General features: G+C 57.2%; 25 protein-coding genes and 1 other RNA gene. 9 read left to right on the forward strand and 17 right to left on the reverse strand.

The genetic code is table 11. The features are described 5' to 3' along the window. Positions 1-5: 5 nt before the first annotated feature. From recJ to xerD, 3 genes are read right to left on the reverse strand one after another with little or no spacing between them, the layout of a single operon-like run. Positions 6-1,739 carry a single-stranded-DNA-specific exonuclease RecJ gene (gene recJ / locus KOSB73_RS25750; protein WP_004134426.1) on the reverse strand — a complete coding sequence of 578 codons (1,734 nt, stop codon included), beginning with the start codon at positions 1,737-1,739 and terminating at the stop codon, positions 6-8. Positions 1,740-1,744: 5 nt separating this feature from the next. Next, positions 1,745-2,458 carry a bifunctional protein-disulfide isomerase/oxidoreductase DsbC gene (gene dsbC / locus KOSB73_RS25755; RefSeq protein WP_004134425.1) on the reverse strand — a complete coding sequence of 238 codons (714 nt, stop codon included), beginning with the start codon at positions 2,456-2,458 and terminating at the stop codon, positions 1,745-1,747. A 22-nt stretch (positions 2,459-2,480) separates the two neighbouring features. Further along, a complete protein-coding gene (xerD, locus tag KOSB73_RS25760; protein ID WP_004124942.1) occupies positions 2,481-3,377 on the reverse strand; it encodes a site-specific tyrosine recombinase XerD in 897 nt (298 codons plus the stop codon). A 121-nt stretch (positions 3,378-3,498) separates the two neighbouring features. Between xerD and fldB the strand changes: the two genes are divergently transcribed. After that, positions 3,499-4,020, forward strand: coding sequence for a flavodoxin FldB (gene fldB / locus KOSB73_RS25765; protein WP_004134423.1), 522 nt, complete (start codon positions 3,499-3,501; stop codon positions 4,018-4,020). An 8-nt stretch (positions 4,021-4,028) separates the two neighbouring features. Here fldB and KOSB73_RS25770 read toward each other — a convergent pair whose 3' ends face one another. Both KOSB73_RS25770 and sdhE read right to left on the reverse strand, forming a co-directional pair. After that, positions 4,029-4,439: a protein YgfX gene (locus KOSB73_RS25770; protein ID WP_004134421.1), complete on the reverse strand. Its 411-nt coding sequence runs from the start codon at positions 4,437-4,439 to the stop codon at positions 4,029-4,031. Then, positions 4,420-4,686: an FAD assembly factor SdhE gene (gene sdhE / locus KOSB73_RS25775; protein WP_004105561.1), complete on the reverse strand. Its 267-nt coding sequence runs from the start codon at positions 4,684-4,686 to the stop codon at positions 4,420-4,422. The genes KOSB73_RS25770 and sdhE overlap by 20 nt, the downstream gene beginning before the upstream one ends. Before the next feature lie 243 nt (positions 4,687-4,929). Here sdhE and ygfZ point away from each other — a divergent pair, with 243 nt between their 5' ends. Beyond that, a complete protein-coding gene (gene ygfZ, locus KOSB73_RS25780; protein ID WP_049087337.1) occupies positions 4,930-5,913 on the forward strand; it encodes a tRNA-modifying protein YgfZ in 984 nt (327 codons plus the stop codon). Positions 5,914-6,039: 126 nt separating this feature from the next. Here ygfZ and trhA read toward each other — a convergent pair whose 3' ends face one another. Continuing rightward, positions 6,040-6,699 (reverse strand): PAQR family membrane homeostasis protein TrhA, encoded by a 660-nt coding sequence (trhA, locus tag KOSB73_RS25785; RefSeq protein WP_004124978.1) that lies wholly within the window; start codon positions 6,697-6,699, stop codon positions 6,040-6,042. Positions 6,700-6,861: 162 nt separating this feature from the next. Next, positions 6,862-7,173, reverse strand: a complete 312-nt coding sequence (yqfB, locus tag KOSB73_RS25790; protein ID WP_004133599.1) for a N(4)-acetylcytidine aminohydrolase — start codon at positions 7,171-7,173, stop codon at positions 6,862-6,864. 50 nt (positions 7,174-7,223) lie between these two features. Here yqfB and KOSB73_RS25795 point away from each other — a divergent pair, with 50 nt between their 5' ends. The 3 genes from KOSB73_RS25795 (at position 7,224) to KOSB73_RS25805 (ending at position 10,189) form a co-directional block, all read left to right on the forward strand. Next, a complete protein-coding gene (locus KOSB73_RS25795) occupies positions 7,224-7,952 on the forward strand; it encodes a MurR/RpiR family transcriptional regulator (protein ID WP_024358621.1) in 729 nt (242 codons plus the stop codon). A gap of 121 nt (positions 7,953-8,073) precedes the next feature. Beyond that, complete coding sequence (locus KOSB73_RS25800) at positions 8,074-9,507, forward strand: 6-phospho-beta-glucosidase (RefSeq protein WP_004133593.1); 1,434 nt, start codon at positions 8,074-8,076, stop codon at positions 9,505-9,507. 190 nt (positions 9,508-9,697) lie between these two features. Further along, a complete protein-coding gene (locus KOSB73_RS25805) occupies positions 9,698-10,189 on the forward strand; it encodes a protein disulfide oxidoreductase (RefSeq protein ID WP_049087336.1) in 492 nt (163 codons plus the stop codon). Between the two features lie 186 nt (positions 10,190-10,375). Here KOSB73_RS25805 and KOSB73_RS25810 read toward each other — a convergent pair whose 3' ends face one another. The 8 genes from KOSB73_RS25810 to KOSB73_RS25845 form a co-directional block, all read right to left on the reverse strand. After that, positions 10,376-11,119 (reverse strand): SDR family oxidoreductase, encoded by a 744-nt coding sequence (locus KOSB73_RS25810; protein WP_004133590.1) that lies wholly within the window; start codon positions 11,117-11,119, stop codon positions 10,376-10,378. 60 nt (positions 11,120-11,179) lie between these two features. After that, positions 11,180-14,053, reverse strand: coding sequence for an aminomethyl-transferring glycine dehydrogenase (gene gcvP / locus KOSB73_RS25815; protein WP_004133588.1), 2,874 nt, complete (start codon positions 14,051-14,053; stop codon positions 11,180-11,182). A 144-nt stretch (positions 14,054-14,197) separates the two neighbouring features. Next, positions 14,198-14,587, reverse strand: a complete 390-nt coding sequence (gene gcvH / locus KOSB73_RS25820) for a glycine cleavage system protein GcvH (RefSeq protein ID WP_024358626.1) — start codon at positions 14,585-14,587, stop codon at positions 14,198-14,200. A gap of 22 nt (positions 14,588-14,609) precedes the next feature. Beyond that, positions 14,610-15,704 (reverse strand): glycine cleavage system aminomethyltransferase GcvT, encoded by a 1,095-nt coding sequence (gcvT, locus tag KOSB73_RS25825; protein WP_049087335.1) that lies wholly within the window; start codon positions 15,702-15,704, stop codon positions 14,610-14,612. A gap of 420 nt (positions 15,705-16,124) precedes the next feature. Continuing rightward, positions 16,125-17,327, reverse strand: coding sequence for an FAD-dependent 2-octaprenylphenol hydroxylase (gene ubiI, locus KOSB73_RS25830; RefSeq protein WP_004133582.1), 1,203 nt, complete (start codon positions 17,325-17,327; stop codon positions 16,125-16,127). Positions 17,328-17,337: 10 nt separating this feature from the next. After that, entirely contained in the window at positions 17,338-18,516 is a 1,179-nt protein-coding gene (gene ubiH, locus KOSB73_RS25835; RefSeq protein ID WP_049087334.1) for a 2-octaprenyl-6-methoxyphenyl hydroxylase, read from the reverse strand. After that, the gene (gene pepP / locus KOSB73_RS25840; RefSeq protein ID WP_049087333.1) at positions 18,513-19,829 is read right to left on the reverse strand and encodes a Xaa-Pro aminopeptidase; all 1,317 of its coding nucleotides are present in this window, start codon (positions 19,827-19,829) and stop codon (positions 18,513-18,515) included. The genes ubiH and pepP overlap by 4 nt, the downstream gene beginning before the upstream one ends. 28 nt (positions 19,830-19,857) lie before the next feature. After that, positions 19,858-20,436: a YecA/YgfB family protein gene (locus KOSB73_RS25845; RefSeq protein ID WP_004133578.1), complete on the reverse strand. Its 579-nt coding sequence runs from the start codon at positions 20,434-20,436 to the stop codon at positions 19,858-19,860. Between the two features lie 165 nt (positions 20,437-20,601). Between KOSB73_RS25845 and zapA the strand changes: the two genes are divergently transcribed. The 3 genes from zapA to KOSB73_RS25860 all read left to right on the forward strand — a co-directional run bounded on the left by zapA (position 20,602) and on the right by KOSB73_RS25860 (position 21,855). Next, positions 20,602-20,931, forward strand: coding sequence for a cell division protein ZapA (gene zapA / locus KOSB73_RS25850; RefSeq protein WP_004105598.1), 330 nt, complete (start codon positions 20,602-20,604; stop codon positions 20,929-20,931). Between the two features lie 41 nt (positions 20,932-20,972). Next, positions 20,973-21,156: non-coding RNA, 6S RNA (ssrS, locus tag KOSB73_RS25855), on the forward strand. Positions 21,157-21,258: 102 nt separating this feature from the next. After that, positions 21,259-21,855, forward strand: coding sequence for a 5-formyltetrahydrofolate cyclo-ligase (locus KOSB73_RS25860; protein WP_049131292.1), 597 nt, complete (start codon positions 21,259-21,261; stop codon positions 21,853-21,855). A 376-nt stretch (positions 21,856-22,231) separates the two neighbouring features. Here KOSB73_RS25860 and serA read toward each other — a convergent pair whose 3' ends face one another. Both serA and rpiA read right to left on the reverse strand, forming a co-directional pair. Next, entirely contained in the window at positions 22,232-23,464 is a 1,233-nt protein-coding gene (gene serA / locus KOSB73_RS25865; protein WP_004133574.1) for a phosphoglycerate dehydrogenase, read from the reverse strand. A gap of 269 nt (positions 23,465-23,733) precedes the next feature. After that, on the reverse strand, positions 23,734-24,393 hold the full coding sequence (gene rpiA, locus KOSB73_RS25870) for a ribose-5-phosphate isomerase RpiA (protein ID WP_004125006.1): 660 nt from the start codon (positions 24,391-24,393) through the stop codon (positions 23,734-23,736). Between the two features lie 169 nt (positions 24,394-24,562). Between rpiA and argP the strand changes: the two genes are divergently transcribed. Continuing rightward, complete coding sequence (gene argP, locus KOSB73_RS25875; RefSeq protein WP_004105608.1) at positions 24,563-25,456, forward strand: DNA-binding transcriptional regulator ArgP; 894 nt, start codon at positions 24,563-24,565, stop codon at positions 25,454-25,456. The last annotated feature ends 92 nt before the right edge of the window (positions 25,457-25,548 follow it).

Raw genomic sequence — 25,548 nt, forward strand, 5'->3', positions numbered from 1 at the left:
TGTTGTCAATTTGGCCAGAGGTGGTCAATGATCAGCTGCAGGCTGCGGTTGCCGCGGAACTCATTGATATCCAGCTTATAGGCAAGCTGAACTTCGCGAACGCCGTTATCCGGCCAAAGGGAAGTATCAACATTGAACGCGATACCGTCCAGCAGTGGGCCGCCGCCGACCGGTTCAACCATCACCTTCAAATGACGCTCACCGACCAGCCGCTGCTGCAGCAGACGAAAACGCCCGTCAAACAGCGGCTCGGGGAACATCTGCCCCCACGGCCCGGCGTCGCGCAGCATCTGCGCGACCTCCATGCTCATTTCTGCCGCCGTCAGCGGACCGTCGGAGACCACTTCGCCCTGCAGCAGCGCCGGATCGAGCCACTCGGTCACCAGCTCGCCAAAGCGCTGCTGGAACTCTTCAAAGCGCGCCTCTTCCAGCGATAGCCCTGCCGCCATGGCATGGCCGCCAAACTTCATAATCAGCCCCGGATAGAGCGTGTCCAGACGCTCCAGCGCATCGCGCATATGCAGCCCCTGAATCGACCGACCTGAGCCTTTGAGCGTACCGTCGCCGGTGGGCGCAAAGGCGATAACCGGGCGATGGAAGCGCTCTTTGATACGCGAGGCCAGAATGCCGACGACGCCCTGATGCCACTGCGGGTGGTACATCGCCAGGCCGCCGGGCAGCGTCTCGCCGCTGCGTTCCAGCTTTTCACACAGGGTCAGCGCTTCCGCCTGCATCCCCTGTTCTATCTCTTTACGCGTCTGGTTCAGCGCGTCCAGCTCATTGGCCAGCACCCGGGCTTCGCCGGTGTTGTCGCACAGCAGCAGCGCCACGCCGACGGACATATCGTCCAGCCGCCCCGCCGCGTTCAGACGCGGGCCGAGCGCAAAGCCGAGATCGCTTGCCGCCAGCTTTTGCGGATCGCGGTTGGCGATTTCCAGCAGCGCTTTAATGCCCGGACGGCATTTCCCCGCCCGAATGCGGCTCAGCCCCTGCCAGGTCAGGATCCGGTTGTTGGCATCCAGCGGTACGACGTCCGCCACGGTGCCAAGCGCCACCAGATCGAGTAAATCAGCCAGATTCGGCGGCGCGATGCCGCGCTCCTCAAACCAGCCTTTATCGCGCAGAAAAGTGCGCAGCGCCAGCATCAGATAAAAAGCTACGCCCACCCCGGCCAGCGATTTCGACGGGAACTCACAGTCGCGCAGGTTCGGGTTAATAATCGCTTCCGCCGCGGGCAGCGAATCCCCCGGCAGGTGGTGATCGGTTACCAGCACCGGAATACCCAGCGCGTGGGCATGATCGACGCCAGCGTGCGAAGAAATGCCGTTGTCGACGGTCATAATCAGCTGCGCGCCGCGGGCGTGAGCCTGATCGACTACTTCCGGACTCAGGCCGTAGCCATCTTCAAAACGGTTTGGCACCAGGTACGAAACGTTGCCGTAACCCAGCGCGCGCAGAGCCAGCACGCTCAGCGCGGTGCTGGTGGCACCGTCAGCGTCAAAGTCGCCGACCACCACGATATGCAGCCCCTGCTTAAATGCGCCGTAAAGTATCTCTACCGCTTTTTCGACGCCGGTCAGCTGCGACCACGGCAGCATGCCTTTCACCCCGCGCTCCAGCTCCTGCGCGCTGCGCACGCCGCGGCTGGCGTACAGCCGCTGCAGCAGCGGCGGGAGATCGGCAGGTAAATCGACGCCGTCAACCGCCTCGCGGCGGCGTAGTTGTATCTGTTGTTTCACGCGAATCAGTTACCGCTTGTCTGTTTTTGATGCTCATCGAGGAGCGCTTTCAGGTCTTTCGGATCGCGATAGCCGGGCATAAGGGTGCCGTCGCTCAGCACCATCGCCGGCGTGCCGTTAACGCCAAGCTGCACGCCCAGCGTGTAGTGTTTAGCGATATCAACATCGCAGCTGGCCGGCTGCACGCCTTTGCCGCTCATCGCGTTATCCAGGGCTTTGTTGCGATCTTTGGCGCACCAGATAGCCTTCATGTTCTGCTCGGCTTCGCTTTGCAGCCCCTGGCGCGGGAAGGCCAGATAGCGCACGGTAATCCCCAGCGCGTTGTAGTCGCTCATCTGTTCGTGCAGTTTATGGCAGTAGCCGCAGGTAATATCGGTGAAGACGGTGATGACGTGTTTTTCCTGCGGCGCCTTATAGACGATCATCTCTTTTTCCAGCGCGTTCAGCTTACCGGCCAGCAGCGTATTGGTGACGTTTACCGGCTGCGCGCCGCTGACGTCGTACATCGGCCCCTGGATAATGTGCTTACCGTCATCGGTAACGTATATCACGCCGCTGTCCGTCAATGCGGTGCTGATGCCTTTGATCGGCGAAGGTTGCACGTCCGAACTCTGCACACCCAGCTTCGCCAGCAGTTGCTTAATCGCCGCGCTATCCGCATGCGCCGCACCGGATAAGGTGGTCGCCAGCAGAGTGAACATCAGTAAACCTTTTTTCATACTCAGTCCTTTTTTTCAGCACTCACGCACGCGGGTGATGCTGTTGATGGAGTTGTCGCAGACGCTCGGTCGCCACGTGGGTGTAGATCTGCGTCGTGGAGAGATCGCTGTGTCCTAACAGCATCTGCACCACGCGTAAGTCGGCGCCATGGTTAAGTAAATGTGTAGCAAACGCATGGCGTAACACGTGCGGGGAGAGCTTTTCGCTATCAATCCCCGCCAGTACGGCATAGTGCTTAATTCGATGCCAGAAGGTCTGGCGCGTCATCTGCTGCGCGCGCTGGCTGGGGAAAAGCACATCGGACGCCACGCCGTTCAGCAGCCAGGGGCGGCCGTATTCAAGGTAATTCTCAACCCACAGCACCGCCTCTTCGCCTAACGGTACCAGACGTTCTTTATTTCCTTTACCAATCACGCGCAGCACGCCCTGGCGCAGGCTAATGTCGCTCATGGTCAGGCCCACCAGCTCGGAAACGCGCAGACCGGTGGCGTACAGCACTTCCAGCATCGCTTTATCGCGCAGCTCCAGCGGCTGTTCAACCAGCGGAGCCTGGAGTAGCCGCTCCACCTGCGCCTCACTCAGATCCTTCGGCAGCCGCTGCGGCAGCTTTGGCGAGGCCAGCAGCGCGCTGGGATCGTCCGGACGAATTTTCTCCCGGTAAAGATGCTGGAAGAAGCGTCGCACGGCGCTTAGGAGGCGCGCGGTGCTGGTGGCCTTGTAGCCGCCGGTTTGCCGCTCCGCCAGCAGCGACTGGAGATCTTCGCCGCTGACGCTGGCAAGCGACAGGCCACGATGATGCAGCCATTCCACCACCATCGTCAGGTCCCGGCGGTAGGCGCTTAGCGTGTTCTCCGCCAGATTACGCTCCAGCCATAAGGCATCAAGAAACTGCTCGATTCGTGCGAGATCCTGTTCCACTCCGGCCTCTTTGCTTATTAAAACGGCGCCATTATACCCTAAATAATTCGAGTTGCAGGCGGGCGCGGCCTTTCTGGTACACTAAGCGCAAAGTCACAGCAAGAATTGAGACGTTTCCGCGATGAACATAGGTCTTTTTTACGGTTCCAGCACCTGCTACACCGAAATGGCGGCGGAAAAAATCCGCGATATTATCGGCCCTGAACTGGTCACGCTGCACAACCTGAAAGATGATTCCCCTGCCCTGATGACGCAGTATGACGTGCTGATCCTCGGCATTCCGACCTGGGATTTCGGCGAGATCCAGGAAGATTGGGAAACCGTCTGGCAGCAGCTTGATACGCTGGATCTGCAGGATAAAATCGTCGCGCTGTACGGCATGGGCGACCAGCTCGGCTACGGCGAATGGTTCCTCGACGCGCTCGGTATGCTGCACGATAAGCTGGCGACCAAAGGGGTTAAGTTCATTGGCTACTGGCCTACCGAAGGCTATGAATTCACCAGCCCGAAACCGGTCATCGCCGACGGCCAGCTGTTCGTTGGCCTGGCGCTTGATGAAACGAACCAGTACGATCTGAGCGATGAGCGCATTCAGAACTGGTGCGAGCAAATCCTCGGTGAAATGGCTGAGCAGTTCTCCTGAGCCTTTGCCTACTCTTGCGTCGGTTTCTGTAACACCAGCCGACGCAGGTCGCGCCATTCTCCCGCGTCCATGCTATCCGCCGCGACCCATAAATGCTGGGTACGTTGGTTTTCCGTATTCCGCAGACGCAGCAGCATTCCGCTATTGATTACCCACGGGGTGCCGACGATATCCCACTCCGCTTTTTGCCAGCGCAGGCGAGAGTCAATCAGCAGCTTTATTTCCCCCTGTCTGGCATGGATCCGCCGCTGGCTGCGCACGCAGTCGAACACCACCAGCGACAACAGTATCAGCCACAGCGGGGTATAGCTCAGCGGCCAGGGCAACACCAGCACCAGCGCCGCCACCACGCCGTGCATCAACAGTGAGAACCATTGCGCTCGCCACGAGATGCGTAAATCAGATTGCCACAGGACCACGTTCCCGATTCCGTGTCTGAATTAATTTTACCATCCGCTGCAGTTCTGCATCAGCCGGTTCGCCATGGTTCATCAACCAGTTGAACAGGTCCGGATCGTCATTTTCCAGCAGGCGGATGAACAACCGCTTATCGTCATCACTGAGCGTATCGTACTCATGCTCAAAAAACGGCATGATGGAGATATCGAGTTCACGCATTCCCCGGCGGCATGCCCAGTGGATGCGAGCTTTATTGTTAATATCCATGTTTTACTTCCTGCTTATAAATATTGCTTAGTTTAACCCGTTTTCGCCGCTGACTTCACTGGAATATCAAGATTCACGAGCGCTATTCCATGAAATCTCTAAAATAATCAGGTTATTGATAATTTCGTTCGCGTTAGCGCCCAGTTTTGAGGGCACGAATGGCCTGGCAAAAGCGCTTGCATTGCACCATAGCTCTTTTACCATTAGTCACACACTCTGCGTTAAGCTATTCAGGATATGACTATGGCTTTTACACCTTTTCCTCCGCGTCAGCCCTCCTCTTCCGCTCGTCTGCCGTTAACGCTGATGACGCTGGATGACTGGGCGCTGGCGACGATTACCGGGCCGGATGGCGAGAAATATCTGCAGGGGCAGATCACCGCTGACGTCAGCCACCTGACCGACGAGCAGCATCTGCTTGCCGCGCACTGTGACGCCAAGGGCAAGATGTGGAGCAATCTGCGCGTTTTCCGTCGCAACGAGGGTTTTGCGTGGATTGAGCGCCGCAGCCTGCGCGATGCGCAGCTGACTGAACTGAAAAAGTATGCGGTGTTCTCTAAAGTGACCATCGCCGCCGACGATGAATCCGTGCTGCTGGGCGTTGCCGGGTTCCAGGCACGCGCTGCGCTGACGCCGCTGTTTAACGAGCTGCCGAATGCCGATAAACAGGTTGTCAGCGAAGGTGCCACCAGCGTGCTGTGGTTTGAGCATCCCGCCGAGCGCTTCCTGCTGGTGACCGATGTGGCAACCGCCACCCGCATCACCGACGCGCTGCGCGGCGAAGCACAGCTAAACAATAGCCAGCAGTGGCTGGCGCTGAATATTGAAGCCGGTCTGCCGGTCATCGACAGCGCCAACAGCGCGCAGTTTATTCCGCAGGCCACCAACCTGCAGGCGCTGGGCGGCATCAGCTTCAAAAAAGGCTGCTATACCGGTCAGGAGATGGTTGCCCGCGCTAAATTCCGCGGTGCCAACAAGCGCGCCCTGTGGTATCTGGCCGGGACCGCCAGCCGCGTGCCTGAAGCCGGGGAAGACCTGGAAATGAAGATGGGTGACAACTGGCGCCGTACCGGCACCGTTTTAGCCGCCGTACAGCTGGACGACGGCCGTCTGCTGGTGCAGGTGGTGATGAATAATGATATGGAACCGGACAGCGTGTTCCGCGTGCGCGACGATGCCGGTAGCCTGAGCATCGAGCCGCTGCCGTATACGCTGGAAGAGCGTTAAAGCGATATTCCCGCCCGCCTTCTCCCCGGAGGCGGCGCGACTCGCCTGTCCGGGCTACCAGCCCGCAGACGACGGTGAACCTGTAGCCCGGCTAAGCGTAGCGCGAGCCGGGAGATTTCTCAAAATTTAAACCTGCCCGACGTACAAATAAATGGCCAGGAAGTGGCACACGCTGCCGCCCAGGACAAAACCGTGCCAGATAGCGTGGTTGTATGGAATACGTTTGCAGACGTAGAAAATAACCCCCAGCGAATAAATAATCCCGCCAACGGCTAACAGCGTTACGCCGCCCACCGCCAGCTTAATCGCCAGTTGATAAACCACAATCAGCGACAGCCAGCCCATCGTCAAGTAGGTCACTAAAGAGAGGATCTTAAAACGATGCGCAATCGTCAGCTTAAACAGGATCCCCAGCAGCGCCAGGCTCCAGATGACGATCATCAACCCGCGCGACAGCGGCGAATTTAGCCCTACCAGCAGAAACGGCGTATAGGTCCCGGCAATCAGCAGGTAGATCGCGCAGTGGTCGAATTTTTTCAGCCACAGCTTTGCCCGCTGATGCGGAATGGCGTGATAGAGCGTAGAGGCGAGGAACAGCAGAATCATGCTCCCGCCGTACAGGCTGTAGCTGGTGATGGCCGTTGCGCCGGCGTTACTATCCACCGCCTGTACTAGCAACAGCACCAGACCGACAATACCGAACACCAGCCCAATCCCGTGGCTGATGCTGTTGGCAATTTCCTCTGCCAGAGAATATCCCTGCGTGATTAACGATTTGCGAACCATATTTGACTCCGAAAACAAGTACGCTTTCAATAGCACACTTAGGTTAACTGAGAATGATTCCAGTGAACACATGTTAGCTAAAATAAAAGGATGAATATTTATGAATATAATAAAATCAATAAGTTAAATTAAAATTTCAACTTACAGTCGTTCATTATTTTATTAAAGCCTTTCGAATTCAATAACATAAAAGAGCTTTTCTTCAGGGTAGATTTCCGCTATCACTTCGCGCAGCTGCGGCAGGGTCATATTCTCCTGCTGCGCGTGCCGTTCGTTCAGCGTATCCAGCGTCACCGTCGAGGTTGCGACTACGCGAATGGTGCAAAAATAGCCGTCATCTTCATAGCGACCAACGCGCAGTACATCGCCGGCTTTAAAGTGCGATTCCGCAGCATCGCGGATGGTAATGGTTTTGCGTCCGGCGAGGATGTCGTCCTGAAAACGCTGAAAAAAGGTTATGTTATTTGGCTGCATGATATCATTCCGTCCTGGTCATTATGAATTGTGAGTTTGCCACTGTGAGTATCTTCTCCCACGCCGCTATCGCCAGTCTCAATAATCTTGAGATGATGGTCTATCACTATGTCATTAAAAATCGCGACAAAGTGATGTACATGACCATCCGCGAGCTGGCGGAAGCGGCCGGAGTCTCCACGACCACCGTCCTGCGCTTCTGCCGCAAGCTGCAGTGCGAAGGCTACTCGGAGTTTCGCGTACGCTTTAAATTATATCTGGAGCAGAATGAGCCTCAACAGGCAAATATCGGCGCCAGCGAAATAATGAGCTTTTTTAAAAGCGTTAATAACGATGAATTTGACCAACTGCTCGAGCAGGCGGTCGATATTATTCTGTCGTCAGAACGTATTATTTTCGTCGGCGCCGGCACCTCCGGCGCGCTGGCAAAATATGGCGCACGCTTCTTTTCTAACGTCGGAAAATTCAGCAACCATATCGACGATCCTTATTTCCCGGTGACCAATGATATGGCGCGTAATGCGCTGGCTATTGTACTGTCGGTCTCCGGAGAAACGGAAGAGATCCTGCGCTTTGCCAGCCAGTTCAGCCTGCATCGCTGTAAAGTGATGTCCATTACCAGCCACGAGCACTCGCGGCTGGCAAAGCTTGCCGACTTTAATCTCTCCTGGCATGTTCCGCAAACGCGTATCGGCGGCGTCTACGACATTACCACTCAGATCCCGGTCATTTATATTCTGGAAACGCTGGGGCGTAAATTAGCGCGCAAACTCCGCTGAAAATAACAGGATGTTTTTTCGATGTAACAAATTCCATCCAGGACAAATTGTTATATCGTGACATTTATATCGCCTTTGTTAGACTCGAAACCAACAAGTAATTATGACGAGATGAGCAAAGATGAAGAAAATTCCTTTACCAAAAGACTTTTTATGGGGCGGCGCCGTCGCCGCGCACCAGGTTGAAGGCGGCTGGAATAAAGACGGTAAAGGTCCGAGCATCTGCGACGTGCTTACCGGCGGCGCGCACGGCGTGCCGCGCGAGATAACCCAGCAGGTAGAGCCGGGCAAGTACTATCCAAACCACGAAGCCATCGACTTTCATGGCCGCTACAAAGAAGACATCAAGCTGTTCGCCGAGATGGGCTTCAAGTGCTTTCGCACCTCCATCGCCTGGACGCGCATTTTCCCGCTGGGCGACGAAAGCCAGCCGAATGAAGAGGGGCTGAAATTCTACGATGATATGTTCGATGAACTGCTGAAGTACAACATCGAGCCGGTAATCACCCTCTCCCACTTTGAGATGCCGCTGCATCTGGTTCAGCAGTACGGCGGCTGGACCAACCGCAAAGTGGTCGATTTCTTTGTGCGCTTCGCCGAAGTGGTCTTCGAGCGCTATAAGCACAAAGTGAAATACTGGATGACCTTTAACGAGATCAATAACCAGCGTAACTGGCGCGCGCCGCTGTTTGGCTACTGCTGCTCCGGCGTGGTCTATACCGAGCATGAAAACCCGGAAGAGACCATGTACCAGGTGCTGCATCATCAGTTTGTCGCCAGCGCGCTGGCGGTGAAGGCGGCACGTCAAATCAATCCGCAGATGCAGGTTGGCTGCATGCTGGCAATGGTCCCTCTCTATCCGTACTCCTGTAAGCCGGAAGACGTGATGTTTGCCCAGGAATCGATGCGTGAACGCTACGTCTTTACCGACGTCCAGCTGCGCGGCTACTACCCGAGCTACGTCCTGAACGAGTGGGAGCGCCGCGGCTTCAGTATCAAAATGGAGGATGGCGATGCGCAAATCCTGCGCGAAGGCACCTGCGCGTATCTCGGCTTCAGCTACTACATGACCAACGCGGTGAAAGCGGAAGGCGGCAGCGGCGACGCAATTTCCGGCTTCGAGGGCAGCGTGCCCAACCCGCACGTTAAAGCGTCCGATTGGGGTTGGCAGATTGACTCGGTGGGCCTGCGCTATGCGCTGTGCGAACTGTATGAGCGCTATCAGAAACCGCTGTTTATCGTCGAAAACGGCTTCGGCGCGTACGATAAAGTCGAAGAAGACGGCAGCATCAACGACGACTACCGCATCGACTATCTGCGCGCTCACGTCGAAGAGATGATCAAAGCGGTGACTTACGACGGCGTTGAGCTAATGGGCTATACCCCGTGGGGCTGCATCGACTGCGTCTCCTTCACCACCGGTCAATACAGCAAGCGCTACGGCTTTATCTACGTCAACAAACATGACGATGGTACCGGCGATATGTCCCGCTCGCGCAAGAAGAGCTTTAACTGGTACAAAGACGTTATCGCCAGCAACGGCGAGAAATTGTAAGCATCTTGCCCCTTTCCAGTCGGAAGGGGGTAAAACTTCCCACAAAACAGACACTTCTTTACAGCGTTAGCGTTGCTAACGCGCGCTCAGCCGATAAGATAAACCCCATCAATCGTTGAGTCGCTGACGCTTACTCCGCGAATCAACGCCGCACGCTGCCGGCTTTTCCGGCGCATCACCATGTAGAAAAATGATGCTAAACGTCTTTAGACTGATCCTGACATGGCTGCTGATCGTTGCCGCCGTCAGCCTGGCGGTGGATTATCTGCGCAAACCGGCGCTGCCGCAGAATTTCTCCAGCACGCCGCTGCAAACGCTTGATGGCCGAACGGTCGATCTGGCGGCCATGAGCCACGAACGCCCCTTGCTGCTGTACGTCTGGGCCACCTGGTGCAGCGTATGTCGTTACACCACGCCATCGGTGGCCGCGTTGGCTGACGATGGCGGTAATGTTATGACGGTAGCGTTACGTTCGGGCGATAACGCCACCCTGACGCGCTGGCTGGCGCATAAAAAAACGGCGCTGCCGACGATTAATGACGCCAGCGGTCAGCTATCCCAACGGTGGGAGGTACAGGTCACGCCGACCCTTATCGTTATCTCACGCGGCGAGGTGAAGTCAGTCACCACCGGCTGGACCAGCGGCTGGGGGATGCGCCTGCGGCTGTGGATGGCGTCGTAGGGAATTTCCCTGCTTGCTGAGCTACGGGTCGATGCGGTCTGAAGGTCTGGTAACCCGGAAATCCACAGTGTAATGGATCACAAAACTCCCGGTGGCGCTGCGCTGACCGGGCTACAAGTTCACAGTTGTCTGCGGGCTGGTAGCCCGGACAGGTGCGCAGCGCCGCCTCCGGGAAAGATTTACGGATTACTTCCCGCCCGCCAGCTCGAGGAAGCTGCCGGTAACGTAGGAAGCCTTATCGCTTAGCAGCCAGACGATGGCCTGAGCCACCTCCTCCGGCTGCCCGCCGCGCCGCATCGGCAGCATCGACTTGACGCGATCCACGCGCCCGGGCTCACCGCCGCTGGCGTGCATATCGGTATAGATTAAGCCGGGGCGCACGCCGTTGACCCGAATCCCCTGCGCCGCCACTTCCAGCGACAGGCCGGTGGTCAGGGTATCAACCGCGCCTTTCGACGCGGCGTAATCCACATACTCCCCCGGCGCCCCGAGGCGCGATGCCGCGGACGACACATTCACAATCGCCCCACCCTTACCGCCGTGCTTGTGCGACATCCGCTTTACCGCCTCCCGGCAGCAGAGGAAGTAACCGGTCACATTGGTGGCCAGCACCCGGTTAATCCGGTCGGCGCTAAGGCTTTCAATCGTCCCCTGAGTAAATAAAATCCCGGCGTTATTGACCAGCGCGGAGAGCGGTTCGCCGAGACGGTCGATCGAGGCAAACATCGCCATCACCTGCGCTTCATCGCTGACGTCCGCCCGTAACGCAACGGCTTTGCCGCCGCTGGCGATAATCTCGTTCACCACGCCGGTCGCCGCGGCGCTATTCTGGTGGTAATTCACCGCCACGGTATAGCCTTCCTGCGCCAGCAGCAGCGCCGTCGCTTTACCTATTCCCCGGCTGCCGCCCGTCACCAATGCTATCGTCATACCATTCTCCCAAAATATAAAGGCGCCGCAGCGCCTTTAAAAGATAGTCTAATCAGCAGATTACTGGTATTCGCTCATCGGTACGCAGGAGCAGAACAGGTTACGGTCGCCGTAAACATCGTCCAGACGCTTAACGGTCGGCCAGTATTTGTTGTTCAGCCCTGCCGGGAAGACCGCCAGTTCGCGGGCGTACGGATGGTTCCACGCGCTCACCAGTTCACCCTGGGTATGCGGCGCGTTCACCAGCGGGTTATCCTCCAGCGGCCACTCGCCGGCTTTCACGCGGTCGATCTCGCCGCGAATCGCCAGCATCGCATCGATAAAGCGGTCCAGCTCCACTTTGCTTTCCGATTCGGTCGGTTCAACCATCAGCGTACCGGCGACCGGGAAGGACATGGTTGGAGCATGGAAACCAAAATCAATCAGTCGCTTAGCAATATCCAGCTCGCTGATGCCGGTCTCTTCTTTCAGCGGACGAATATCCAGAATGCATTCGTGCGCCACGCGACCGTCGCGGCCGGTATACAGCACCGGAAACGCGTCTTTCAAACGGGTAGCGATGTAGTTGGCGTTCAGAATCGCCATCTGGCTCGCCTGTTTCAGCCCTTCTGCGCCCATCATTCGGATATACATCCAGCTGATTGGCAGGATGGAGGCGCTGCCGAACGGCGCGGCGGAAACCGCGCCCTGGCGGGTCAGCATGCCTTCAATTTGCACCACGCTGTGGCCCGGCACAAACTGCGCCAGGTGCGATTTCACGCCAATCGGCCCCATACCCGGGCCGCCGCCGCCGTGCGGAATACAGAAGGTCTTATGCAGGTTAAGGTGCGAGACGTCCGCGCCGATAAAGCCCGGAGAGGTAATGCCGACCTGGGCGTTCATGTTCGCGCCATCGAGGTAAACCTGGCCGCCAAACTGATGCACCACTTCGCACACTTCGCGAATGGTCTCTTCGTAAACGCCGTGGGTGGACGGATAGGTCACCATGATGCAGGAGAGGTTCGCCGCATGCTGCTCGGCTTTCGCCCGCAGGTCAGCAAGATCGATATTGCCGTTTTTATCGCAGGCCACCACCACCACCTGCATTCCCGCCATCTGCGCGGAAGCCGGGTTGGTGCCGTGAGCGGAGCTTGGGATCAGGCAGATATCGCGATGCCCCTCGTTGCGGCTTTCGTGGTAATGACGAATCGCCAGCAGGCCCGCGTATTCGCCCTGCGCGCCGGAGTTCGGCTGCATGCAGACCGCATCGTAGCCGGTCAGCTTAACCAGCCAGTCGGAGAGCTGAGCGATCATCTGATGATAGCCTTCAGCCTGATCGACCGGACAGAACGGATGCAGTTCGGCGAATTCCGGCCAGGTGATCGGGATCATCTCGGCGGCGGCATTCAGCTTCATGGTGCAGGAGCCCAGCGGGATCATCGCCTGGTTCAACGCCAGATCCTTACGCTCCAGCGCGTGCATATAGCGCATCATCTCGGTTTCGCTGTGGTAGCGGTTAAACACCGGATGAGTAAGGATCGCATCGTCGCGCAGCATGCTGGCAGGGATCGAGCGGCTATCGAGGGCCACGTCTTTATCCAGGGTGTCGATATCCAGGCCATGATCGTCGCCAAGGATGGCGCGGAACAGGTTCAGGACGTCTTCACGCGTGGTGGCTTCGTCAAGGGTGATCCCGACGGCATGATGAATATCGCTGCGCAGGTTAATGCGCAGCGCTTCCGCCCGCGCCAGCACAGCGGCTTTATCGGCAACCTCAACGCACAGGGTATCGAAGTAGTGCGCATGGCGGAGCTTAAGGCCTTTTTTCTGCAGACCATCGGCCAGAATATCGGTCAGACGGTGAATACGGCTGGCGATACGCTTCAGGCCAGCCGGACCGTGGAATACCGCGTACAGGCTGGCAATGTTGGCCAGCAGCACCTGAGAAGTACAGATATTGGAGTTCGCTTTCTCGCGGCGAATATGCTGCTCGCGCGTCTGCATCGCCATGCGCAGCGCGGTATTGCCCGCCGCATCTTTCGATACGCCGATAATACGGCCCGGCATGGAGCGTTTGAATTCATCTTTGGCGGCAAAGAAAGCCGCGTGCGGGCCGCCGTAGCCCATCGGTACGCCAAAGCGCTGGGCGGAGCCAAAAACGATGTCCGCGCCCTGCTTACCCGGTGCGGTCAGCAGAACCAGCGCCATAAAATCGGCGGCGACGCTGACAATCACTTTGCGCGCTTTCAGGTCAGCAATCAGTTTGCTGTAATCATGAACCTCGCCGGTGGTGCCCACCTGCTGCAGCAGTACGCCGAAGACGTCCTGATGGTCGAGCGCTTTTTCCGCATCATCGACAATCACATCGAAACCGAAGGTCTCCGCGCGAGTGCGCACTACGTCCAGGGTCTGCGGGTGAACGTCGGCGGCGACGAAGAAACGGTTGGCGTTTTTCAGTTTGCTTACGCGTTTGGCCATCGCCATCGCTTCCGCGGCGGCGGTAGCTTCGTCCAGCAGCGAGGCTGAGGCGATATCGAGACCGGTCAGGTCGAGGGTCACCTGCTGGAAGTTCAGCAGCGATTCCAGACGGCCCTGAGAAACCTCCGGCTGATAAGGCGTATAGGCGGTATACCAGCCCGGATTTTCCAGCATGTTGCGCTGAATCACCGGCGGCAGCTGCACGGCGGTGTAGCCCATGCCAATGTACGACTTGAAGCGCTTGTTACGACCGGCGATCGCTTTCAGTTCCGCCAGCGCGGCGAATTCCGTGGTTGCCTCGCCCACCTGCGGCGGCGTCGCCAGCTGGATATCCTGCGGCACAATCTGGCCAATCAGGGCGTTAAGCGAATCGGCGCCAACGGTTTTCAGCATCTCCTGCTGCTGCAGGGCGTCCGGGCCGATGTGACGTTCAATAAAGGCGTCACGGTTTTCAAGCTGGCCTAAAGTCTGGGTCATGAGCGATGGTTCCTGAACGTGCGGTGAATCGTGATTGTCTGACTGGTTTGCCCGGCGAGCGCTGATGCTTGCCGGGCCAGAATACGCAAAATCATTGGCGTTGCAGGAAGCCAACGCCCCTGCAGCGTGAAGGATGAAGCGTATTTATTCGTCTTCTAACAGAGCTTCATATGCGGTCGCATCCAGCAGCGCGTCAACCTGAGCTTCGTCGCTGGCTTTGATTTTAAAGATCCAGCCGCCGGCGTACGGCTCGCTGTTGACCAGCTCAGGGGAGTCGTTCAGCTCGTCATTGACGGCAACGATTTCGCCGCTGATCGGCGCGTAGATATCGGAAGCCGCTTTGACGGATTCGGCAACCGCGCAGTCTGCGCCCGCTTCAACGGCGGCGCCCACTTCCGGCAGGTCGACGAAAACCATATCGCCAAGCAGCTCTTGCGCGTGCTCGGTGATACCAACGGTATAAGTGCCGTCCGCTTCTTTACGCAGCCATTCGTGTTCTTTGCTGTATTTCAGTTCTGCTGGTACGTTGCTCATCAATTCATCTCCAAAAGGGAAATCACACCACGGCTTTGCCGTTGCGTACAAAAACAGGTTTAGTCACTTTGACCGGCATTTCGCGGTTGCGAATCTGCACTACGGCGGTTTCACCGATGCCTTCCGGTACGCGCGCTAACGCAATACTGTAGCCCAGCGTCGGGGAGAAGGTGCCGCTGGTGATAATGCCTTCTTTCTGATTGCCGTCGGCATCGCTAAAGCGCACCGGCAGGCCGCCACGCAGAACGCCTTTCTCGGTCATGACCAGGCCCACCAGCTGCTCGGTGCCCTTTTCGCGCTGCATTTCCAGCGCTTCACGCCCGATGAAGTCACGGTCAGTCGGTTCCCAGGCAATGGTCCAGCCCATATTAGCCGCCAGCGGAGAGACGCCTTCGTCCATCTCCTGGCCGTAAAGGTTCATGCCCGCTTCCAGGCGCAGCGTATCGCGCGCGCCGAGGCCGCATGGCTTAACGCCCGCATCGAGCAGGCCGCGCCAGAAATCTACCGCCTGCTCGTTCGGCAGCGCGATTTCATAACCCGCTTCGCCGGTATAGCCGGTGGTCGCAATAAACAGATCGCCCGCCTGCACGCCAAAGAAAGGCTTCATGCCTTCCACGGCCTGACGCTGCGCGTCGGTAAACAGCGTCGCCGCTTTCTCTTTCGCCCTGGGACCCTGGACTGCGATCAGGGAAAGATCGTCGCGCACGGTTATTTCAAGACCATAAGATTCAGACTGCTGGGCGATCCAGGCGAGATCTTTTTCACGGGTGGCGGAGTTAACAACGAGGCGGAAATAGTCTTCAGAAAGGAAATAAACAATCAGGTCATCAATGACGCCGCCGGAGGCGGTCAGCATGCCGCTATAGAGCGCTTTGCCTGGCACGGTGAGCTTCGCTACGTCGTTAGCCAGCAAATAGCGCAGAAACTCGCGGATTCGGCTGCCGTGGAAATCGACGATGGTCATGTGCGACACATCGAACATTCCGGCATCGCCGCGCACCGCATGATGCTCATCAATCTGGGATCCGTAATGCAGCGGCATCATCCAGCCATGGAAATCCACCATGCGCGCGCCGCATAGCGTGTGTTGTTCAAACAACGGAGTCTGTTGAGCCATCTTTTCCTCATCGAATAAAACGGAACCAGCCACTATTTTTGGCGTTTTTGCGCCGCGAAAAACGCCGCCGGCATCGCTAACGGACGCCGACGCAAACGTTCTCTTTGGCCTGAACTTACCACCGATATCCGCACTAAACCATAAGCCCGGTCAGGACATCACATTAGCTTATGACTAAAATCAGCCGAAGAGCCTATAGAGTTTTTAGCTACAATAAAGCGAGTTAAGCCGCATAAAATTAAACAAATAAGGTAAAAAAGCAGCGCATGATGATATTTTATGCGAAATGACGAGCCTAATTTCTATAACAAAAAAAAGGTAACATTAATAAAACTAATGCGAAAAACGAGGTGAAATTAGATTATTTCAAATGAGAGGAGAAAACCCGGCGCGAGGCCGGGTGAGAGAAGTGTGATGGACTTAACGTAACCAGGCAGGCAGGTCGTGGAACCCCATCGCCTGACGAATAAGCTGCGGCTTCACGCCGGGCAATGTATCCGCCAGCTTAAGGCCGATATCGCGCAGCAGTTTTTTCGCAGGATGGCTGCCGGAGAACATGTCGCGAAAGCCCTGCATCCCCGCCAGCATCACCGCGGCGCTATGCTTGCGGCTGCGCTCATAGCGACGCAGATACAGATGCTGACCGATATCCTTGCCCTGCGCATGCAGGCGTTTGAGCTCCTCGATCAGCTCAGCAGCATCCATAAAGCCAAGATTGACGCCCTGCCCGGCCAGCGGATGAATGGTATGGGCGGCATCGCCAACCAGCGCCAGACGATGGGCGGCAAACTGCCGCGCGTAGCGGCCAGTCAGCGGGAAAACCTGACGCTCGCTCTCCACGGCGCACAAACCCAGGCGGTTATCGAAAGCAATATTCAGCGCCTGGTTGAAAGCGGCATCGTCCGCCGCCCGCATCCGCTCCGCCTCTTCAGGAGAGAGCGACCAGACGATAGAGCAAAGGTGCGGATCGCTCAGCGGCAGGAACGCGAGGATCCCTTCGCCGTGGAACGCCTGACGCGCCACCGCTTCGTGCGGCTCTTCGGTGCGAATAGTGGCAACCAGCGCATGATGGTGATAATCCCAATAGGTCAGCGGAATATCGGCTTTGTTGCGCAGCCACGAATTGGCCCCATCGGCGCCAACCACCAGCCGGGCGGTTAACATGCCGCCGTCCTGCAGGCTAAGAAAGGCCTCATTCTCTCCCCACGCGACCTGCTGCAGCTGCGCCGGAGCCAGCAGGGTGACGTCCGCGCAGCGCTGCGCTTTTTGCCACAGAGCATGATGCACCACGGCGTTTTCAATAATGTGCCCAAGGTGGCTAAAGCCCATGCTCTGGTCATCAAAGCTGATGCGGCCAAAACTGTCTTTGTCCCACACCTCCATACCGTGGTAGCAGCTGGCGCGCTGGGCGATAATATCCTGCCAGACGCCCAGTTTGTTCAGCAGCTTCTCGCTGGCGGCGTTAATCGCCGACACCCGCAGCGCCGGCGGCGCATCCTCGCTCAAAGGCTGAGGCGCGGCCTGTTCCAGCACCGCAACGCGCAGCCCGCTGCCCTGTAAACCGCAGGCAACCGCCAGCCCCACCATTCCACCGCCAACAATAGCGACATCAACACTTTGCACGTTTCACTCCTTAACGGGGAACCCAACCGAGGGTACGCTGCGCCAGCGCATCGCGCGCCGGGGTAAATAATTCCATCGCCATCAGGCCCAGGTTGCGCCCCGCCACCAGCGGCGCCCAGCGATTGGCAAACAGATGCACCAGCCCGTCGGTGACGCCGATAGTGGCGGCCTTATCTTCGGCGCGCCTGGCCTGATAGCGACTTAAAAGCGAATAGCTACCCGGATCCTCTTCGTCAGCATGCGCCTGCGCCAGCATTTCCGCCAGGCTCATCACGTCCCGCAGACCGAGGTTAAACCCCTGTCCGGCGATAGGATGCAGCGTTTGCGCCGCGTTGCCGACCAATGCCAGCCGATGCGCAACCGTGCGGGCAGCCGAGGTCAGCGACAGCGGATAGACGCTGCGCTTTCCGGCCTGGACGATCCGGCCAAGACGCCAGCCAAACGCCTGCTGAAGTTCATGACAGAAGCGTTCATCCGACCAGCTCAGAACCTCTTCGTGCCGCGACTGCGAATGACACCACACCAGCGAGCAGCGGCCCTGCGACATGGGCAGCATCGCCAGCGGGCCGTGTGGGGTAAAGCGTTCAAATGCGCGCCCGTTATGCGGCTGAGCGGTACTAACGTTAGCGATAATCGCCAGCTGTTCATAGGGTTGCTGCTGCCAGCTGATACCGCAGCGGGCTCCCAGAGTGGAGCGCGAACCGTCGGCGGCAACCAGCAGCTTACCGCGGAGCGTTTCGCCGTTATCCAGCTGCAGGCTCACGCTCTCTTCGCTGCGGCTGACATTTTCTACCCTAGCCGGGCAGTGCAGCGTCACGCCCGGCGCTTTACGCAGTTGCGCAAACAGGCGCTGGCCGACATCGTGCAGCTCAACCACCTGACCCAGCGCCGCCAGCCCATAGTCCTCAGCCTCGAGGGTGACAAACCCCGCATGGCCGCGATCGCTAACGTGCACGCGCCGAATGGCCGTGGCGCAGTCGGCTATCTCTTGCCAGATATCCACGCGCGCCAGCTGCTGGCAGGTACCGGCGGCCAGGGCGATGGCGCGCGCGTCGAAGCCCGGATGCTGCGCGGACTCCGGCGCGGATGCTTCAACCAGATGCACCGGCAGCTTACCGCCGGTTAAGCGAGATATCGCTAACGCCAGCGTCGCGCCGGTCATTCCGCCGCCAACGATCAGGACGCTCATAGCTGGCGCGCCGCCGCCATCAGCGCCTCAATATCATCAGCCTTTTTCACTACCCCGGCGGTGAGGTTCTCGTTGCCGTCCTCGGTAATGACAATGTCGTCTTCAATACGAATGCCAATGCCGCGGTACTGGGCCGGAACGTCAGCATCCGTGGCGATATACAGCCCGGGCTCAACGGTCAGCACCATTCCCGGTTCGAGAATACGCGAACGTTCAACGTCATAGCTGCCGACATCATGCACGTCGAGCCCCAGCCAGTGGCTCAGGCCATGCATAAAGAAAGGACGATGGGCGTTATTAGCAATCAGCTCATCAATTTCGCCTTTCAGGATCCCCAGGCGCACGAGGCCGGTAATCATAATCCGCACCACCTGCTGGTTAACCTCGTTGATCGAGGTTCCGGGGCGATAGAGCTTCAGTGAGGTTTCCAGAGATTCAAGGACGATGTCGTAAATATCGCGCTGCGCCGGGCTGAACTTGCCGTTAACCGGGAAGGTTCGGGTGATATCGCCCGCGTAGCCGCGGTATTCGCAGCCTGCGTCAATCAACACCAGATCGCCGTCGCGCAGCTCGCATTCGTTTTCGGTGTAGTGCAGGATGCAGCCATTTTCGCCGCCGCCCACGATAGTGTTATAAGAAGGGAAGCGCGCGCCGTGACGGTTGAACTCATGGAGGATCTCGCCTTCCAGATGATATTCGAACATTCCAGGACGGCATTTTTCCATAGCGCGGGTGTGGGCCAGCGCGGAAATCTCACCTGCGCGGCGCATCACCGCCAGCTCTTCTGGCGACTTAAACAGGCGCATCTCATGCACCATCGGCCGCCAGTCAATGACCGAGTTCGGCGCCTGCAGATTCTGCCGCACGCCTTTGCGCAGTTTTTCCAGCGCGTTAAACACAATTTCGTCGGCGTAGGCATATTCGCCTTGCGCAAAGTAGATAGCGTCGAGGCCGTTAAGGAGCTGGAACAGCTGCTGATTAATTTCACTAAACGCCAGCGCGCGATCGACGCCCAGCTTCGCGGGGGCAGCTTCCTGCCCAAGGCGGCGGCCAAACCAGATTTCAGCGGTCAGATCGCGCACGCGGTTAAACAACACGCTGTGGTTATGCGTCTCATCGCTTTTAATCAATACCAGCAGCGCTTCGGGCTCATTAAAGCCGGTGAAGTACCAAAAGTCGCTGCTCTGGCGGTAGGGATATTCCGAATCTGCGCTGCGTACCGCTTCCGGCGCGGCGAAAATAAGCGCTGCGCTGCCCGGCTGCATCTGCGCCAGTAGAGCCTGGCGACGAGAGAGAAATTCCTGCTGAGTCATGACGCCCCCTGAACGATTTAATGAATAATTAATGTAGCGTCGGCTTTTGCACTTCCGGCGCAGTGGGTTTCTGAAGAGAGAAGGTGTCGTGACACAGTAGCGCGGCAACGCGTACGTATTCGATAATCTCCTCCAGAGACATTTCGAGCTCTTCCTGATCCTCGTCTTCGTCATACCCAAGCTGAGCAATATTGCGCAGGTCGTCGATAGCTTCGCCGGTTTCGTCTTTGACTTTATCCAGCTTGGGCTGCGTCACGCCCAGCCCCAGCAGGAAATGGTTTACCCAACCCGCCAGCGCATCGGCGCGATCGAACACGCTCACCTCGTCGCCATCCGGCAGGTAGAGCTGGAATAAGAAACCGTCATCCTCCAGCGAATCGCTAGTGGCGGAATGCATGTTACGCAGCGCCTGCGCCAGCTCGTGACCAAAGGCCAGACCTTCGTTGGTCAGATCGTGCACCAACGGCTGCCAGCTGCTGTCTTTGTTGCCGCCGCACAGGATCCCGCTGATCAAACCGTGCATTTCGGCAGGGGTTAATCCCACCCCTTGTTGGTTCAGTAACTGGTCTACAGCGTTGTAGCCAGGCATTTCGTTCTGTATAGACATGCGCATTCGTCATCGTTGGGAGGAATATTCATGATATGCTACCACTTTGGACCCTGGTGAACCAGAATAGGGCTTGTATCTTAAAACCAGGGTAGCTATAGTGTCGCCCCTTCGCAGACCCTCCCAGGGCGTGAAGGCCGCGCAGTCAATCAGCAGGAAGGTGGCATGTCTGCACAACCCGTAGATCTCCAAATTTTTGGCCGTTCACTACGAGTGAATTGCCCGCCTGAACAAAGGGATGCCTTAAACCAGGCAGCTGACGACCTGAATCAGCGGTTGCAAGATTTAAAAGAACGCACTAGAGTCACAAATACTGAGCAGCTGGTCTTTATCGCCGCGTTGAACATCAGCTATGAGTTGACTCAGGAAAAAGCGAAAACCCGCGACTACGCCGCCAGCATGGAGCAGCGTATTCGGATGCTTCAGCAGACCATCGAACAAGCGTTGCTTGAGCAAGGTCGCATAAGCGAAAGACCCGGGCAGAAGTTTGAATAACACTTTGCATTTAACTGTGTTAGAGTAATCGCAAGAACAAAATTTCTCTGAGATGTTTGCAAGCGGGCCAGTCCCCTGAGCCGATATTTCATACCACAAGAATGTGGCGCTCCACGGTTGGTGAGCATGCTCGGCCCGTCCGAGAAGCCTTAAAACTGTGACGACACATTCACCTTGAACCAAGGGTTCAAGGGTTACAGCCTGCGGCGGCATCTCGGAGATTCCCTTCCTTTTTCGTTTCATCCCCTCTAAGTTAATTTTCGGCTTTTGCCGTCGTGTATTAAACTACGCCTGTTAGTATCGTTTGCTTACCGATGAGACTCAGGTATGACTCTACTGTCAGATCCCCCCTATACCAGACAGCAAATTCGCCAGCAGATCCGCCTGCGCCGACGCGCGTTAACGCCGGAGCAGCAAACGCAGTTCGCCCTCCTGGCGGCGGACAGAATGATGGCGTACCCGCCGGTTCTGCTCGCGCATACGGTCGCGGTATTTCTGTCGTTTGATGGCGAGCTGGATACGCGGCCGCTGATTGATCAGCTCTGGCGGGCGGGCAAACGGGTGTATCTCCCCGTGCTGCATCCGTTCAGCCCCGGCAATCTTCTGTTTCTCCACTACCACCCGAGCAGCGATCTGGTGGTGAATCGCCTGAAAATCCGCGAACCGAAGCTCGACGTGCGCGATGTTCTCCCGCTTAGCCAGCTGGATGTACTGGTTACGCCGCTGGTCGCGTTTGATGCCGCCGGACAGCGTCTGGGAATGGGCGGCGGATTTTACGACCGGACGCTGCAAAACTGGCGGCAGCATCGCCTGCAGCCGGTCGGCTACGCCCATGATTGCCAGCAGGTCGACGCGCTGCCGACGGAGCAGTGGGATATCCCGCTGCCTGCGGTCATCACGCCGTCAAAAACCTGGCTCTGGTAGAATGTGCGAACAATTGACATTGCTGTTTTTTTCACCTAAATTCGGGTAAAGGGTGAGGGAGGCGAACCTCCCTCCTGCTTCCTCTCTGTTAATATGCTGGGTAGGCGATGATTAACAGGATAAGCAGCATGATGAAGAGTCTCATCATCGTCCCTTTCCTTTTTAAAGCCCCTGCTTCGGTAGGGGCTTTCTCGTTTCAGCCCCGCGCTGAGCCCTTATCGTAAATCCCTTTCTTTCAGGCACAACGACATCTGACGGTTTTAATCGCCGTTTGCGGCAAGCCTCGCAAAGCGTTTGGAGGGCGACGGGAAATTGCTGAAGGGTCTGTCAGGAGAAAAGGGGCAGGTCGATGACCTGCCCGCTGGCAAAAAAGGCGTTAGAACAGCAGACGGGCGCGGATGGTGCCAGGAATAGCCTTCATCGCCTGCAGCGCAGCCTGCGCCACATCTTCTTCGGCTTCGATATCAATCACCACGTAGCCCATCTGCGGAGTGGTCTGCAGATACTGCGCCGCGATGTTAATGCCCTGGGCCGCGAAAATCTGGTTAAGCGCGGTCAGTACGCCCGGACGGTTTTCATGGATATGCAGCAGACGGCGCCCACCGTGCAGCGGCAGAGACACTTCCGGGAAGTTAACCGCGGAGAGCGTTGAACCGTTATCCGAGTATTTCGCCAGCTTGCCCGCCACTTCCAGGCCGATGTTCTCCTGCGCTTCCTGAGTTGAGCCGCCAATGTGCGGGGTCAGGATAACGTTGTCGAACTCGCACAGCGGAGAGTTGAACGGATCGCTGTTGGTGGCCGGCTCGGTCGGGAATACGTCGATCGCCGCGCCCGCCAGGTGTTTGCTCGCCAGCGCATCGCACAGCGCCGGGATATCCACCACGGTGCCGCGAGAGGCGTTGATCAGCAGAGCGCCGGGCTTCATCAGCGCCAGCTCTTCCGCGCCGATCATGTTCTTCGTCGAGGCGTTTTCCGGCACGTGCAGACTCACCACATCGCTCATGTTCAACAAATCAGAAAGATGCTGAACCTGAGTGGCGTTACCTAACGGTAGCTTGCTTTCAATATCGTAGAAATAGACGTGCATCCCCAGCGATTCAGCCAGAATCCCCAGCTGCGTGCCGATATGACCATAGCCGATGATACCCAGCTTTTTACCGCGCGCTTCAAAGCTGCCGACCGCCAGCTTGTTCCATACGCCGCGGTGCGCTTTAGCGTTTGCCGCCGGTACGCCGCGCAGCATAAGCAGCAGCTCGCCGATTACCAGTTCAGCAACGGAACGGGTATTGGAGAACGGGGCGTTAAACACCGGGATACCGCGTTTTGCCGCCGCGTTTAAATCAACCTGGTTGGTGCCGATACAGAAGCAGCCGACCGCGACCAGCTTCTCCGCCGCCGCGAAGATCTCTTCCGTCAGATGAGTACGGGAACGCAGGCCGATGAAATGGGCATCACGGATGGACGCTTTCAGCTCTTCGCTATCCAGCGCGCCTTTATGAAATTCGATATTGGTGTAGCCCGCTGCGCGGAGGCTGTCCACCGCTTTTTGGTGCACACCTTCAACCAGCAGAAATTTAATCTTGTCTTTTTCCAGTGATACCTTAGCCATTTCCCCGTCCTGTTTTTGTCTTAACTGATGTCGTGCGGAACGAAAGTTCTTCTCAGCAACATATCAAAAAAAACTATTGCGGCAATATGAACGTTTGCGTCGGCATCCTGAAGAAATATCAATCAGCGGGAAATAGCAGGACAAAACACCAGAAAGTAAAAGAAAGGTAGATTGTTACTGAGACAAGGCGCATAAATGTGACAGAAGTCACCAAAATAGGCCTGGAGAAAAAATATTTGCGAGGGAGCGATTCGCTCCCTCGGATCAGACTATTTAGTGATAGTTTTTACACCATCAGCGGTACCAATCAGCGCGACGTCCGCACCGCGATTCGCAAACAGGCCGACGGTCACGACGCCCGGAATACCGTTAATGGTATTTTCCAGCGCAATAGCGTCCAGAATTTCCAGACCAAACACATCGAGGATCACGTTACCGTTATCGGTCACGACGCCCTGACGATACTCCGGACGGCCGCCCAGCTTAACCAGCTGACGCGCTACGGCGCTGCGCGCCATCGGAATCACCTCTACCGGCAGCGGGAATTTACCTAAAATATCCACCTGCTTGGAAGCATCGGCGATGCAGATAAATTTATCGGCGACCGAGGCGATAATTTTCTCGCGCGTCAGCGCGGCGCCGCCGCCCTTGATCATCTGCATATGGCCGTTGATTTCATCAGCGCCGTCCACATAAATACCAAGACGGTCAACGCTGTTCAGATCAAAAACCGTAATACCGAGGCTTTTCAGTTTTTCAGTAGAGGCGTCGGAGCTGGAAACCGCTCCTTCAATCTGCCCTTTCATGGTACCCAGCGCATCAATAAAGTGCGCCGCCGTCGAGCCCGTGCCGACCCCAACGATGGTGCCCGGTTGTACATACTGCAATGCCGCCCAGCCTACTGCTTTTTTCAGTTCATCTTGCGTCATGATTATGGTCCGAGATGTGAATTCCTGTGGCGCATTATAGAACATCCGGGGTGCCATTGTCCCTGCGACGGCGATCACACAACGCAGTCGCCAATTTTTCATCTTCATCAAAAACAAATTTATGTCATAGTGCGAGTTAACGAAAAGTATTAGGGGGCACGCCAGAGCAATGAAACGACCGGACTACAGAACACTACAGGCGCTGGACGCGGTAATCAGGGAACGAGGGTTTGAGCGCGCCGCGCAGAAGCTTTGTATTACGCAGTCCGCCGTCTCTCAGCGCATCAAACAGCTGGAAAACATGTTTGGACAGCCGCTGCTGGTGCGAACCGTACCGCCGCGTCCCACCGAACAGGGGCAAAAGCTGCTGGCCCTGCTGCGTCAGGTTGAGCTGCTGGAAGAGGAGTGGCTGGGCGATGAGCAAACCGGCTCCACGCCGCTGCTGCTATCGCTGGCGGTCAACGCCGACAGTCTGGCCACCTGGCTGCTGCCCGCGCTCTCAAGCGTGCTTTCCGACTCCCCGATTCGCCTGAACCTGCAGGTGGAAGACGAGACCCGGACTCAGGAACGCCTGCGCCGCGGTGAAGTGGTCGGCGCGGTCAGTATCCAGCCGCAGGCATTGCCAAGCTGCCTGGTCGATCAGCTCGGCGCCCTCGACTATCTGTTCGTCGCCTCGAAGGAGTTTGCCCAACGCTATTTCCCTAATGGGGTGACCCGCTCGGCGCTGTTGAAAGCGCCGGTGGTGGCATTCGATCATCTCGATGATATGCATCAGGCCTTTTTGCAGCAGAACTTCGATTTGCCGCCGGGCAGCGTGCCCTGCCATATCGTCAACTCGTCTGAAGCCTTCGTGCAGCTGGCCCGCCAGGGAACGACCTGCTGTATGATCCCGCATCTGCAAATTGAAAGAGAGCTGAACAGCGGCGAGCTTATCAACCTCACGCCGGGCCTGTTCCAGCGCCGGATGCTCTACTGGCACCGTTTTGCGCCGGAAAGCCGCATGATGCGCCGGGTGACCGATGCGCTGATCGATTACGGCCACAAGGTGTTGAGGCAAGATTAACCCCCGCAAGCAGGCCGGAGTCATCCGGCCCGTGTGACCCACTATCCTCTTCTCATATCTTTGAAATACATCACAAAATAAAACATTCTATC

The sequence above is a fragment of the Klebsiella grimontii genome, assembly GCF_900200035.1.
Taxonomy (GTDB): Bacteria; Pseudomonadota; Gammaproteobacteria; order Enterobacterales; family Enterobacteriaceae; genus Klebsiella; species Klebsiella grimontii.